Here is a 13,094-nt window from a genome sequence, read left to right as displayed (position 1 = left end):
AAGGGTCAGTGGAATCACAGCGGTATCACTGTGACATCACTGTGACATCACTGTGGCATCACAGCGGCAGATCCTTCTTGCAGAAGATCGCGCAGCCGGCGGCGTACAGCGTCACGGCGATGCCAGCCAGCGCGCACAGTCCCGGAGCGAAGTTGTCCATCGCCACGATTTTCTCCGTATCGAACAGGGTGTTGATCGTGAAGTACTTGAGGTTCTCCAGCGACTCACCCATCTGCGTGATCACCTCGATCAGGAAGAAGGCGAACGGCAGGCCGCCGCCCAACGCCATCGCCGTCTTCGAACGGTTGAACACGCAGCTGGCGAAGAAGCCGATGGCCGAGATCGCCAGCAACAGCAGGAAACAACCGAAGTTCAGCCAGGCGTAGGCCTCGTTGTCGAAGCTGATGCCGTTGTCCTCGGACAAGGCGGCGCTGGCCATCGACTGGTTGACGAGTTCGGTGAGCTGTTCGGCGGGCACGCCGGTCGCGGCGCTGGCCGCATCCAGGGCCTTCTGCTCCTTCATCAGGATCAGATTGTCGCTGAGGGTGGCGGTGTCGGTGTCGAGCGCCTCCGCGGAGGCCATCATCGCCACCTGCATGATGTCGGACGGGTCGGTCAGGGTGAGCGTCGTCGCGTCGGCGAGGGCCGCGGCTTCGGCGTCGGTCGCGGCGACGGTCCCATCATCGGACGTGGAGGAATCGGCTTCGGCGGTGCTGCCGGCCGTGGCTTCGGCGTCGGCCGTCTCGCCTTCGGACGCGTTCTGCTCGTCGACGATCTGCTGGATGTAGTCGCGGTATTCGATCAGCGTCATGCCCTTCGGCTCCGCGCCCGCCTTCAACGCGTCGTCGTCATCGAGCATCAGCGAGGGATCGGCCTCCAGTTCCTCCTTGGTGATCTCGATCTCGTCGTTGTCCGGGCGGTCGTCGCCGGTCACGTCCTCGTACTGGTCGAAGCGGTTCTTGGTGAGCTCCTTGGCGGCGGCCTTATAGGCGTTGTCGTCCATCTTCATATCGAGGTACGCCAGATAGGAGTCCTCGTCCAGGTCGCGCGCGTCGGCACCCACCGACAGCGCCTCGGCGTCGTCCTTGATGACGTACAGATGCGTGCGCACGTAATCCGCATCCTTGTTCATGGATTTGGCGGCCACGGACACGTCGTCAGTGATTGCGGTGTCGGACACGGCGCCCCAACGCAGCTCCGTGATGGCGTAACCCGAACCGGCGATCACGCCCATCATCAGCGCGAGCGAGACGATGAGATACGTCATTTTGGTGATGACCACGCTGCTGCGGCGGATCGGCGTGGACAGCGTGTAGGCCATCGAGCCGGAGTCCACCTCCTCCACGACCAGGCTGTTGGAGGTGAGGTAGACGAACACGAGGCCGAGCAGCACGGCGACCATCGAATAGTACGTCTCCAGCGTGCCGAGCAGCGATCCGAGGTTCTCGGTCACGCCGGACAGCGCGGTGCCCTCGGCGGCGCTGGCGATGGCCGAGAACGCGGTCGGGTCGAAGGTGCAGATGATCAGCGCCAGGAACGCCACGGCCGCGGCGGTGAATACCGCCCACATCTTGCCGTTGCTTTTCAGGCATTGTTTGAGGATCGACTTGTTGATCATGATGGGATTGGTCTCCTTGAACTATGGGTGGAAGATGGGTTACCGGAGCGTGTCGGTCGTGCCGGTCATGTCGGCCGTATCAGTCGTGCCGGTCGTGCCGGTCGTGCCGGTCGTGCCGGTCATGTCGGTGTCGTCGGTCTTGCTGGCCTCCTCGGCCTCGAACACGGTGAGGACGTATTCCTCCAGCGAATGCTTGATCTCCTTGAACCAGAGCACGTCGAACTCCATCAGCGCATTCAGCAGCAGGGCGATGTCGCCGTCGTCGACGCCGAAGGTGATCTGCAGCCGTTCGGGGCGATCCTCGGCCAGCTCGAATCCAAGGGCGCGGGCCCTTTCGTATTCCTCGCGCGTGGCGAATTCGACGCGGAACTCCTTGTGGTGGTTGTGGCGGATTTCGTTGACGTCCTTCACGTCGGCGATATGGCCGTCCTTGATCAGCGCCACGCGGTCGCAGCTGCGTTCCATCTCGCCGAAGATATGGCTGGACATGAACACCGTGCAGCCCGCCTTGAGCCGCTCGTCGAGCAGTTCGAGGAAGCGGTCGCGCATCAGCGGGTCGAGTCCGGTGGTGGGCTCGTCCATGATGAGGATATCCGGCTTGGCCATGAACGCGGCGGCCAGCGCGGTTTTCTGCTTCATGCCTTTGCTCATCGCCTTGAGTCCGGCCGTGGGGTCGAGCTGCAGGGCGTCACACACGTAGTCGCGGTAGGCACGGTCGTGCGTGCGGGCGCGCTCCATCTGCAGATCGAGGAAGTCGTTGCCGGTGCCCACGGCGGGGAAGGCGATCTCGCCGGGAACGTAGCCGACCGACCGTTTGATCTCGCATGCGTCGCGCCAGCAGTCGCGTCCGCGGATGGCCGTCGTGCCGGAGTCGGGCTTCAAAAAGCCCATGAGATGGCGGATGGTGGTGGTTTTGCCCGCGCCGTTGATGCCGGCGAAGCCGAAGCATTCGCCGTCTTGCACGTCCAGCGACACGTCGAAGACGCCGCGGCCCGCGCCGTAGTCGTGGGTGAGGTTTCGGATCTCAATGCACGAGGCCATGAGCCATGCCCTCCTTTCCTTCCTCGACGGATTTCTTACGGTCGTAGAACGCCATGAAATAGTCCTCCAGTGTGAATTTGACCTCGGTGAGGAACACGAGTTGGCGGCGGCCCATCTGGGCGAAGAACTCGCGATCGCGGTCATCGGTGAAGCGCACGCGCACCTGCCGGCGTTCGGGGCGCGCGGAATCGACGGTGAGGGTCGTCTCGGCGAGGAAGCGCTCGTATTCCTCGTCGGTGGTGAACTCCGCCTCGAACACCTTCTCGTCGTTGTGCCGCAGCTCGTCGGCCACCACGGTGGAGACCAGATGGCCGTCCTTGATGATGGCGATGCGGTCGCAGGTGGCGTCGACCTCGGAGAAGATGTGGCTGGAGAGCAGGATGGTTTTGCCCCGGCGCTTCTCGTCGGCCACGAATTCGATGAACCGCTCCTGCATGATCGGGTCGAGTCCGCTGGTGGGCTCGTCGAGCACCAGCACGTCCGGGTCGTGCATAAAGGCCGCGACGATGGCGAGCTTGCGCTTCTGGCCCAGGCTCATGCGTGCGATCTCGCCGTTCGGGTTCACCCGGAAGCGTTCGATGAGCTCGTCGGTGCGCGCGCGGTCGGGCACATGGCGCAACTCGGCCATATAGTCGATGAACTGCGTGCCGGTCATGCCCGAGGGGAACTCCAGCTCGCCCGGCAGATAGCCGAGCGAACGTTTGATGGTCGCCGCCTCGCGCCAGCTGTCTCGTCCCTGCACCCGGATGGTGCCCTCCTGCGGTTTCGAGAAGCCCATGATATGCCGGATGGTGGTGGTTTTGCCCGCGCCGTTGGGGCCGAGGAATCCGAACACCTCGCCCTGTTCGACGGCGAACGAGACGTCGAACACGCCACGGTTGAACCCGTAGTCCTTGGTGAGATGACTCACTTCGATGATGTCCACGAAACGCTTGCCTCCTTTTGTCTAGTTGACGACGATTGATTGATAATCGACGTAAGATTGATAATCAACACTTGTCGATGAACGAGAGTACAAATGAAGGCATGAGGACTGCAATACGCAACATGCGTCAGTTGTGGACTAAACGACATAGCAAGAAAACTGTCGAGAAACCGACGAAGGAGCGAGTATGACCGTGGCGAAAAGCGAAACCCGCGACCGCAGGGCGCGGCGCACGCGCAAGGCGATCGACGAGGCGTTCCTCTCGTTGATGCGGCAGAAGGGGTTCGAGCGCATCACGGTGGGCGAAGTGGCCGAACGCGCGGACATCAACCGCGCCACCTTCTACCTGCATTACGTGGACAAATACGATTGGATGAACGCCTACGTGGACGGGCTGTTCGAGGAGCTGGCCGAGGAGATGGGCCGGCCCGACGTGCCGATCGACGAATTGCGGCAGTCGCAGACGCTGGAGCGGCTGTTCGCCCATCTGGACCGGCGTTTCGACACCTACGCGCTGCTGCTGTCGAACGGCGGCGGCGACCTGCTGCAAAGGCGGCTCAAACCGATGATCATGACGCTGATGCGCGAGATGCCGGCCACCGACCAATTGCAGGCGTCCCCATTGGAGACGGAGTTCATGGCGCAGCTCATCGCGTCTTCTGCGGCGGGGCTGATCGTGTGGTGGGTGCAGAACAACCGGCCCATCTCCGCCCATCAGGTGGCCGGCGCGCTGATGAAGGTGCATCGCTTCGTCACCACGATGAAACCGGATGGCGACGGCGACGCGTCTATCATGGGAATCGAACACATTGAACACACCGACGAACCGACATCGCAGGCAGGGGGAGCGACGCAATGAAACGAGACTCTGGACGCAAGCCGAGCATGGGGGATGTGGCGGCCGCGGTCGGAGTGTCGAAAACCACGATCTCGCGCTATCTGCATGGCGAGTACGGGTATATGTCCGACGAGACGAAAGCCAGGATCGAGGCGGCCATCAAGGAGCTTGGCTATCGGCCGAACCGGATGGCGCAGGGGCTGAAATCCACCGTGAGCAATATGGTGGGCGTGACGATCGCCGACATCGGCAATCCGTTCAGCTCGCAGATGCTCAAGGGCATCCAGCAGGAGCTGCGCGCGCGCGACATCCAGCTGCTGGTCAGCGATTCGAACAACGACCCGGCGATTGAACGCGCGAATATCGAGGCGCTGCTCGACGCGCAGGTGGACGGGCTGATCGTGAACACGGTGGGTGGCAACGACGCGTACCTCACGGCCTACTGCACCGGCGGCGAACCCAAGCCGATGGTGATGCTCGACCGTTTCGTGCGGCCGCTGGTATGCGATTGCGTGGCGACCAACAACCATGAGGCCACGGTCGAGATGCTCGACCATGTGGCCGCGCAGGGCTTCTCCCATGTGGTGTTCGTGACCCGTTCCGACCGGGGCGTCAGCACCCGTTCCATCCGTCGCGAGGCGGTGGAGCGCTATCTGGCCGGGCGTGGCACGTCGGGTGGTGGTGCGTCTGCGGATGGTGTGCTGGGCGATGGCACGTCGGGTGATGTCTCGCTGGACGAAGGTGCGCTGAGCGGCGAGGTGCTGGTGTACGACGGCGGGGTCGACGACCTGCGCGCGCGTCTGGCCGCCGTGGTGGGGGAGCGCGGGGTCGGGCGCGTCTGCCTGTTCGCCAACAACGAGGAGAGCATGCGCGATGTGATGGAGGCGATGTCCGAGCTCGATGGCGAGCGGGGGCATGTCGGTGTGTGCGCCTTCGCCGACGAGCGATGGGCCCGTTACAGCGGCGAGGGCATCACCTGTCTCGACCAGCAGCCGGTGCTGATGGGTCGGACCGTTGCCAAGGCGTTGCTGGCGCGAACCTATGACGGCGGCGATGACGAGGCTTCCGTCGCCGAAGCGATCGCCGTGGACGGCGTCGTCGTGGCCGCGCGGAACGACGGCCATCTCCTATGTGAAGTGCCCGCGCAACTTCATATCCACGCCTCCACCAGGCTGTAGGCCTTCGCCTGCGTCGCGGCGGACTCTTTCTCTAGCCCAGGCGGGTTTTCTTTTCTTCGTCATCCTGAGCGGAGCGTAGCTAGGCGCAAGGATCCCATTCGTGGTGTGGCCAATGGGTCGGGAGATTCTTCGACTCCGCCCTTCGGGCTCCGCTCAGAATGACGGAGGAATGGTTTCGTTTCCGTTTGGGGTGGTGAGAGGCGAATGATTTCTTCTGTTGCCGTTGTTGGCGACACGCCGTGAATTCCATATTTTCCGCTTCGATGTATCCTTTGTTTATCGGTTTACGAAACCGATAAACTAAATCGGTCAACACGAACGGTCAACACAAGCCGACCGGTCGGCACTGGAAAATAGAGTCACCACCTGCTCAAGGAGGAGCGAGAACATGATTATGTGGATCATGGGCATCCTGCTCATTGCTTCCTTCGCCTGCTTCGTGATCTACGCGATGCGCGGCGGCAACCTCACCGTCGGATTCTTCATCCTGACCATCGTCTGGACGCTGATCTACTTCCTGGGCGTGCCGTTCGGCGTGGGCGAACCCTTCGACGTGATCGAGGAGACCTTCGCCCAACCCGCCCTGACCTACGGCCCGACCATCATCCAGATCATCTGCGGCGCCTGGTTCGGCCGCGTGCTCGTGGACACGGGCATCGCCGCCTCCATCTCCTACCGCACCGCCAAGGTCGGCGAGAAGAGCCCGCTGCTCGCCACCATCGCCGTGGCCCTCGTCACCTGCCTGATCTTCACCAGCGCCTACGGCGTCGGCTCCGCCATCGCCATCGGCGTGATCCTCTTCCCGATCCTCGGCCGCCTCGGCGTCCCCAAGCGCGTCTCCGTGCCCGTGTTCACCCTCTCCATCGGCGCGGCCATGTGGATCAACAACGTGATGTTCGTGCAGTTCGCCGCCTTCTACCAGGGCTACGAATCCCCGGACGGCCAGGTCATCGAGTGGGGCAACCACTACCTGAGCTTCGGCATCCCCGCCATGATCGTGCAGATGACCGCCGTCATCATCTTCATCCTGCTCAACGCCAAGGCCATCAAGAACGGCACCCCGTACGAGGTGGGCGACCCCGCCGACCGCCCCACCGACATCCCCGACGTTCCGGTGTGGACCTACGTGCTGCCCGTCGTGCCCGTCGCGCTGAGCATCCTCTTCCAGTGGGATTCCGTGCCCGCGCTGTTCCTCGCCTCCATCATCGCCTTCCTCGGCACCGGCCATATGAAGACCTACAAGGGCTTCGTGAACATCCTCAACTCCACCGCCAAAACCGCCATCGGCGACATCGGCAGCCTGATCATCATGCTTCTCGTGCTGCGCTTCTTCCAGCAGACCGCCGTCACCGTCATGGCCGACTTCGGCCCGGCCCTGACCTCCATCGTGCCCAACAACGAGTTCATCCTCGCGCTCGCCGTGTGCATCCTCGCCCCGCTGGCCCTGTTCCGCGGTCCTCTGGAACTCTACGGCGCGGGCTCCGCGGTGATCGGCATCCTCATGGGCATGGGCATCTTCAACGCCTGGTTCCTCTTCGCGATGCTCGTGGTCCCCTCGATGACCTGCATCTCCGCCTGCGTCACCCAGTCCTGGAACATGTGGGCCGTCAACTACAACGAGCTCGAACCGAAGACCTTCCTCAAGAACGGCGTGCCGGTCTACTGGCTGTGCACCTTCCCGATCATGGGACTCGCCGGCCTGCTGCTGTTCTGATCCGCCGACCCGGCGGGCGGCCGACATCCTCCGCCGCCCGCCCGCCGGCCCCGCCTTCCCACCACACCCCACACCCCACACACCCGCACACAAACCAAGGAGCCCACCATGACCACCATCGGCATCAACACCCTCGTCTACATGAGCGAACTGAACGACGGCACCCCGCAGTCCGCCATCCTGCCCGTCATCGCCGCCCACGGCGTCACGCTCGCCGAAGTCCGCCGCGAATACATCACCGAGGACGGCGAATTCGACGCCATCGCCGCCGCCGCGAAGAAGCACGGCCTCGACCTGTTCTACTCCGTGCCGGAATCCATCACCATCGACGGCGCCGCCCACCCGAACTTCACCGGCTTCCTCGACGAGGCGAAGCGCATGGGCGTCAAGAACGTGAAATTCAACCAAGGCGACGTCAAAGACGTGGATGCCTCCGTGATCGCCGGCCTCGACGCCGAAGCCGCCGCGCATGGCGTGACCCTGACCATCGAGAACGATCAGACCCCGCAAAACGGCACCTTCGCCTGCACCGAGGCGTCGCTCGCCCACATCGCCGAAGTCGGCGGGCGAATCGGCTACACCTTCGACTTGGGCAACTGGTTCTGGCGTGGCGAGAACGCCGACGAGGCCTTCGCCAAGCTGCGCGAGAAGATCACCGTGTTCCATCTGAAGAACGTGAACGGCGCGGCCAGCCGCGAGGAGTTGAGCACCACCATGCTGGAGGACGGCGTCATCGACTGGCGTGCGATGCTTCCGCAGCTCGACCCCGAAGTGCCGGTGTTCCTCGAATTCCCCATCGAAGCCGACCACGTCGGCGAGCAGGTGGCCACACTGCGCTCCGCCGTCGCCTGACGTCCCTCTTTCTTCCACTTGGCCGGCCTCCGCACAGCCCCTCAGGCCGGCCGATGAGCCCCTTCCTTCTTTCCCCTCCCACAACCCACCCCACCCACCGCGACTCAAGAAAGCAGCATGATCATGAGCGAAGTAATGACAATCGGCGAACCGATGGTGAACCTCATCGCAGATTCCGACGAAACCTATATGGAGGCCCGCACCCTGCCCCGCCAGATGGCCGGCGCGGAATTCAACGTGGCCATCGGCGTGAACCGCCAAGGCCATTCGATCAGCTACGTCACCCAGTTGGGCGACGACTGGCAGGGCGACCTGATCATCGACTACATGAACGAATCCGGCATCGACACCACGAACATCCGCCGCGTCTCCGGCGCCGCCACCGGCTTCCAGCTCAAACTGCCCTCGGAGACCGACACCAAGGTGATCTACTTCCGCGCCGGATCCGCGGCCTCGCAGACCACCCCCGACATCGTGGACGGCATCGACTTCGCAGGACTCAAGATCCTGCATGTCACCGGCATCTTCTCCGCCCTGACCCCCAAGACCTACGACACGGTGGCCGCCCTCGTCGACGCGGCCCGCGCGCACGGCGTGCTGGTCACCTTCGACCCGAACCCGCGTCCCACCCTGTGGCCCAGCCAGGAGGCCATGATCGAGGCGACCAACCGCCTTGCCGCCAAATGCGACGTGTTCATGCCGGGCCTGTCCGAGGGCCAGATGTTCGCCGGCCTCGACGATCCGCGTGACATCGCCGACTTCTACCTCGACATGGGAGTGAAGAAGGTTATCATCAAGCTGGGCGACAACGGATCGGCGTCCTTCGAACGCGACGGGGACGGCAAGCGCGTCGAAACCGTGGTGCCGAGCTTCGAGGTCGAGGTGGTCGACACGGTCGGCGCCGGCGACGGCTTCGCCTCCGGCGTGATCACCGCGCTGCTCGAAGGCTTGGACGACGAACGTCTGTTGGAACGCGCCAACGCCGTCGGCGCCATCCAGGTCACCAGCGTCTCCGACTCCGAAGGCCTGCCCACCGCCGAGGCGCTGAAGGAATTCATCGCCACCACCGCCCGTAAGGAGGTCTCGCTGTGAAACTGCAAGTCGCCATCGACCGCGTGGATCTGGAACGCGCGCGGGAACTCGTCGAGCGGATCGCCGGCGAGGCCGACATCATCGAGATCGGCACCTCGCTCACCAAGGAGTTCGGCGTGCGCGCCCTCGAGCCGCTCACCCGCAAGGCCACATTGCTGGGCGACATCAAAACCTGCGACGAAGGCAAATACGAATTCGACCTTGGGTTCGCATGCGGCTTCAAGTATCTGACCGTTATGGGCTCGTCGTCGATGGGCACGCTCGAGGCATGCGCCGCCTCCGCGGCCGAACATGACGGCGTGATGATGATCGACCTGCTCGAATGCGACGAGGCGCGCATCGAGAAGATCGCCGTGTTCCCCGACGCCGTCTACTGCCTGCACACCTCGGTCGACTCCGGCGCCACCAAGGATCCCGTCGCCCAGGTGCGGGCGTTCAAACAGCGCTTCCCGCAGATCGCGCGCATCGCCATCGCCGGAGGCATCAAACAGAACCAACTTTCCGCGCTCGCCGCGGAAGGCCTTGACATCGTCATCATGGGGTCGGCCATCACCAAAGCCGACGACATTCAAGCAGCATGCCGCGCATGCAAGGAGGAAATGCAATGACCAACACCAACGCCAACGAGCCGCGCATCCTCGACCAGATCGTCGAGGAGATCCAGGGAGTCGTCGCCAAAATGGACGAAGGCGACCTCAAAGCCGCGACCGACGTCATCACCAGGAACAGCCGCGTCTACGCCGCCGGCGAGGGCCGTTCCGGCTTCCAGGCGCGTAGCTTCGCCATGCGTCTGATGCATATCGGCTACACCAGCTACATGATGGGCGAAACCATCTGCCCCTCCATGCATGAGGGCGACGTGTTACTAGCCATCTCCGGCTCCGGCACCACCCGCCGTACGGTCGAGGACGCCGAAGCCGCGAAGAAGCTGGGTGTGAAGGTCATCGCGGTCACCTCCAAGCCCGCCTCGCCGCTGGGTGAGGTCGCCGACGCGGTCATCGTGGTGCCCGGCCGCGTCAAGGGCGAGGCCGGCGGCTCCATCCAGCTGCTGAGCTCCCTGTTCGACCAGAGCGTGCATATCGCGCTCGACGCGCTGTGCCTGATGCTGTCGCGCCGTGACAACGTCTCCGACGCCGACGCCGAAGCCCAGCACGCCAACGTGGAGTAGCGTGGTCGGCCCGACGCCGCATTAGACTTGTCGGGTATGACTGACAACACGGCGGCGCTTGGCGCGCTGAAACGCTATTTCGGATACGATTCGTTCCGCCCGGGACAGGCGGGCATCGTGGATACGCTGCTCGCCGGCCGGGACGTATTGGGCGTGATGCCCACCGGTGCCGGCAAATCCGTGTGTTATCAGATTCCCGCGATGCTGATGCCCGGCATCACCATCGTGATCTCGCCGTTGATCTCGCTGATGCGCGACCAAGTCGACGGCCTGAACGACGCCGGTATCCCCGCGGCCTTCGTCAACGGCACGCAGAGTCCCGACGAACAGGGCATGGTGCTCGCGCAGGCCGCCGCCGGCCAGATCAAACTGCTGTATGTGGCACCGGAACGTTTGGAGACCACACGATTCCGTGATTTCGCCGTGCGGGTGCCCATTTCGTTGATCGCCGTCGACGAGGCGCATTGCGTTTCGCAATGGGGACAGGATTTCCGTTCGTCCTATCTGGGCATCGGCGAGTTCATCGCCGCGCTGCCCGCGCGTCCGGTCGTCGGCGCGTTCACCGCCACCGCCACCGAACGCGTGCGCCGCGACGTCGTGGGCCTGCTGGGATTGAGGAATCCGGCGGTGACCGTGACCGGCTTCGACCGGCCGAATCTGTATTTCGACGTACTCAACATGGAATCCAAACACAAGGCCGCATGGGTGTCGAACTATGTGGCCGAGCATGCGGAGGAATCCGGCATCATCTACTGCGCCACCCGCAAGGACACCGAGACGCTCGCCGCCACGCTCAACCAAAGCGTGCCGCAGCTGCGGGCGGCCAAAGGCGCGCACACGGCCGCGGGCCTTATCGCCGTGGCCTACCACGGCGGCATGCTGGCCGACGAGCGCAATCGGGCGCAGATCGACTTCGTCGCCGACCGCGTGCCCGTGGTCGTGGCCACCAACGCCTTCGGCATGGGCATCGACAAGTCGAATGTGCGCTACGTGATCCACCACAATATGCCCGAAAGCATCGAGGCCTATTATCAGGAGGCGGGCCGCGCTGGACGCGACGGCGAGCCCAGCCGGTGCACGCTGCTGTGGAACGAATCCGATATCGTCACACGCCGTCGTCTGCTCGACAGCGACTACGAGAACGAGCGGCTCAGCCCTGAGGAGCAGGAGATCGTACGCGTGGCCAAACGTCGTCTGCTCGATGGCATGATCGGCTACTGCCGCACCACCGACTGTCTGCACCGGTATATGACGCGGTATTTCGGACAGGCGGGGGATGACGGCTCCCAATGCGCCGCCTGTTCGAATTGCGGAAAAACCTTCGAGACCATCGACGTGACGGCCATCGCGCGGGCGATCAGCCAATGCGTGCATGATGTGGACCAGCGGGTCGGCTCCGGCAAAATCGTCAAAATCCTGCGCGGCTCCAAAGCGCAGGATCTCGCATGGCTCAATCCCGAGGCCATGCCCACCTTCGGCATGCTTAAGGATGTGAACGAGGCGCGCATCCGCGATGTGCTCAGCCAGATGGCCACCGACGGCTTCCTGTTCATCGCGGAGGGACGCATGCCGATCGTGAAGTTCGGCGCGCGGGCGGGCGAGACCATCGCCCCTGATTTCCACTATGAGATCAAGCGGGTGGAGCGGCCGTCCGCGGCCACCGGCGGAACGTCTTCCGGCAGGGGAGCGGGGGCCGGGAGCGCTGCGGTTCGTGGTTCGGCGGGTACCGTCATGCCCAGCGATGAGGATGAGGCGCTGTTCGAACGTTTGCGCGCGCTGCGCCGCGAAATCGCGCAGGAGATCGGCAAACCGCCCTATATCGTGTTCTCCGACAAGACCCTGCGCGATATGGCCGCCATCCGCCCACTCACCAACGCGCAGTTCCTTGCGGTGAACGGCGTGGGCGAGAACAAACTCAACCAATACGGCAAGCGTTTCATGGAGGCCGTGGCCGCGTTCCAAGCCGAGTCGAACAATTCGAAGGGCTCCGGGGCGTCGCGGCCGTGATGCCGGATGGGCGCGGCGTCACGGTCCATCGCGGCGCATTGTGAACTGGTTATCGAAAACACGCATAGGTGTGGGGTTGACGCGGGGGCGCGCATCGGCGACAGTGGTATGCGGATGTTTTCGTTGAAAGGATGAGATATGACGCAGCAGGACAAGCCGGTCGTTGAGAGTTTCCAGTTGGACCATACCAAGGTTAAAGCGCCGTATGTGCGCTACATCGACACCGAAACCGGCCCGCACGGCGACGTGATCTCGAATTACGACGTGCGTTTGACCCAGCCGAACGAAACCGCGATTCCCACCGGAGGCCTGCACACCATCGAGCACACCATCGCCGTGCTGCTGCGCGAGCGTATCGACGGCTATATCGACTGCTCGCCGTTCGGCTGCCGTACGGGCTTCCATCTGCTCACCTGGGGCGAGCACAGCACTGAGGATGTGGCGCGCGCGGTGAAGGAATCGCTGGAATTCATCGCCAACGAGGCCACGTGGGAGGACGTGCCCGCCACCACCGTGGAAAGCTGCGGCAACTACCGTGACCATAGCCTGTTCACCGCCAAGGAGTGGTGCAAGGATATCCTCGCCAAGGGCATCAGTTCCGACCCATTCGAACGCAAGGTCGTCTGAGGCTGGTTTGTGCGGAGCGCATGGTAGCTTTGCC

Annotated in this window: 12 protein-coding genes; 9 read left to right on the top strand and 3 right to left on the bottom strand. The window is 63.6% G+C overall.

Annotation, left to right across the window (positions count from 1 at the left end):
- Positions 1 to 58 precede the first annotated feature (58 nt).
- The 3 genes from BE0216_RS04600 to BE0216_RS04590 are packed head-to-tail and all read right to left on the bottom strand — an operon-like array spanning position 59 to position 3,584.
- The gene (locus BE0216_RS04600) at positions 59 to 1,618 is read right to left on the bottom strand and encodes an ABC transporter permease subunit (protein ID WP_094636723.1); all 1,560 of its coding nucleotides are present in this window, start codon (positions 1,616 to 1,618) and stop codon (positions 59 to 61) included.
- A gap of 39 nt (positions 1,619 to 1,657) precedes the next feature.
- On the bottom strand, positions 1,658 to 2,659 hold the full coding sequence (locus BE0216_RS04595) for an ABC transporter ATP-binding protein (RefSeq protein WP_094636724.1): 1,002 nt from the start codon (positions 2,657 to 2,659) through the stop codon (positions 1,658 to 1,660).
- A complete protein-coding gene (locus BE0216_RS04590; protein ID WP_072726619.1) occupies positions 2,643 to 3,584 on the bottom strand; it encodes an ABC transporter ATP-binding protein in 942 nt (313 codons plus the stop codon). The genes BE0216_RS04595 and BE0216_RS04590 overlap by 17 nt, the downstream gene beginning before the upstream one ends.
- Before the next feature lie 187 nt (positions 3,585 to 3,771).
- Between BE0216_RS04590 and BE0216_RS04585 the strand changes: the two genes are divergently transcribed.
- The 9 genes from BE0216_RS04585 to BE0216_RS04545 all read left to right on the top strand — a co-directional run bounded on the left by BE0216_RS04585 (position 3,772) and on the right by BE0216_RS04545 (position 13,060).
- Complete coding sequence (locus BE0216_RS04585; RefSeq protein WP_094636725.1) at positions 3,772 to 4,443, top strand: TetR/AcrR family transcriptional regulator C-terminal domain-containing protein; 672 nt, start codon at positions 3,772 to 3,774, stop codon at positions 4,441 to 4,443.
- Positions 4,440 to 5,600: a LacI family DNA-binding transcriptional regulator gene (locus tag BE0216_RS04580; RefSeq protein WP_226805701.1), complete on the top strand. Its 1,161-nt coding sequence runs from the start codon at positions 4,440 to 4,442 to the stop codon at positions 5,598 to 5,600. The genes BE0216_RS04585 and BE0216_RS04580 overlap by 4 nt, the downstream gene beginning before the upstream one ends.
- 388 nt (positions 5,601 to 5,988) lie before the next feature.
- Complete coding sequence (locus BE0216_RS04575; RefSeq protein ID WP_094636727.1) at positions 5,989 to 7,314, top strand: gluconate:proton symporter; 1,326 nt, start codon at positions 5,989 to 5,991, stop codon at positions 7,312 to 7,314.
- A gap of 108 nt (positions 7,315 to 7,422) precedes the next feature.
- Positions 7,423 to 8,166, top strand: a complete 744-nt coding sequence (locus BE0216_RS04570; RefSeq protein ID WP_094636728.1) for a sugar phosphate isomerase/epimerase family protein — start codon at positions 7,423 to 7,425, stop codon at positions 8,164 to 8,166.
- Between the two features lie 123 nt (positions 8,167 to 8,289).
- Entirely contained in the window at positions 8,290 to 9,258 is a 969-nt protein-coding gene (locus BE0216_RS04565) for a sugar kinase (RefSeq protein ID WP_094636930.1), read from the top strand.
- The gene (locus BE0216_RS04560) at positions 9,255 to 9,866 is read left to right on the top strand and encodes an orotidine 5'-phosphate decarboxylase / HUMPS family protein (protein WP_094636729.1); all 612 of its coding nucleotides are present in this window, start codon (positions 9,255 to 9,257) and stop codon (positions 9,864 to 9,866) included. Before BE0216_RS04565 ends, BE0216_RS04560 begins: the two co-directional genes overlap by 4 nt.
- Positions 9,863 to 10,426, top strand: a complete 564-nt coding sequence (gene hxlB, locus BE0216_RS04555) for a 6-phospho-3-hexuloisomerase (RefSeq protein WP_094636730.1) — start codon at positions 9,863 to 9,865, stop codon at positions 10,424 to 10,426. Before BE0216_RS04560 ends, hxlB begins: the two co-directional genes overlap by 4 nt.
- Positions 10,427 to 10,462: 36 nt before the next feature.
- Positions 10,463 to 12,433: a DNA helicase RecQ gene (recQ, locus tag BE0216_RS04550; RefSeq protein ID WP_094636931.1), complete on the top strand. Its 1,971-nt coding sequence runs from the start codon at positions 10,463 to 10,465 to the stop codon at positions 12,431 to 12,433.
- 138 nt (positions 12,434 to 12,571) lie between these two features.
- Complete coding sequence (locus BE0216_RS04545; RefSeq protein ID WP_094636731.1) at positions 12,572 to 13,060, top strand: S-ribosylhomocysteine lyase; 489 nt, start codon at positions 12,572 to 12,574, stop codon at positions 13,058 to 13,060.
- Positions 13,061 to 13,094: the final 34 nt, after the last annotated feature.

It is taken from the genome of Bifidobacterium eulemuris (assembly GCF_014898155.1).
Taxonomy (GTDB): domain Bacteria; phylum Actinomycetota; class Actinomycetes; order Actinomycetales; family Bifidobacteriaceae; genus Bifidobacterium; species Bifidobacterium eulemuris.
The sequence above is the reverse complement of the archived record's forward strand: the minus strand, read 5'-3'. Positions and strand labels throughout refer to the sequence as shown.

Bases quoted from the DNA above. Each gene is read 5' to 3' on its own strand.
- BE0216_RS04565 (WP_094636930.1), top strand. From the start codon at position 8,290: ATGAGCGAAGTAATGACAATCGGCGAACCGATGGTGAACCTCATCGCA.
- BE0216_RS04545 (WP_094636731.1), top strand. From the start codon at position 12,572: ATGACGCAGCAGGACAAGCCGGTCGTTGAGAGTTTCCAGTTGGACCAT.
- BE0216_RS04595 (WP_094636724.1), bottom strand. From the start codon at position 2,659: ATGGCCTCGTGCATTGAGATCCGAAACCTCACCCACGACTACGGCGCG.
- recQ (WP_094636931.1), top strand. From the start codon at position 10,463: ATGACTGACAACACGGCGGCGCTTGGCGCGCTGAAACGCTATTTCGGA.
- BE0216_RS04575 (WP_094636727.1), top strand. From the start codon at position 5,989: ATGATTATGTGGATCATGGGCATCCTGCTCATTGCTTCCTTCGCCTGC.
- hxlB (WP_094636730.1), top strand. From the start codon at position 9,863: ATGACCAACACCAACGCCAACGAGCCGCGCATCCTCGACCAGATCGTC.
- BE0216_RS04585 (WP_094636725.1), top strand. From the start codon at position 3,772: ATGACCGTGGCGAAAAGCGAAACCCGCGACCGCAGGGCGCGGCGCACG.
- BE0216_RS04580 (WP_226805701.1), top strand. From the start codon at position 4,440: ATGAAACGAGACTCTGGACGCAAGCCGAGCATGGGGGATGTGGCGGCC.
- BE0216_RS04570 (WP_094636728.1), top strand. From the start codon at position 7,423: ATGACCACCATCGGCATCAACACCCTCGTCTACATGAGCGAACTGAAC.
- BE0216_RS04600 (WP_094636723.1), bottom strand. From the start codon at position 1,618: ATGATCAACAAGTCGATCCTCAAACAATGCCTGAAAAGCAACGGCAAG.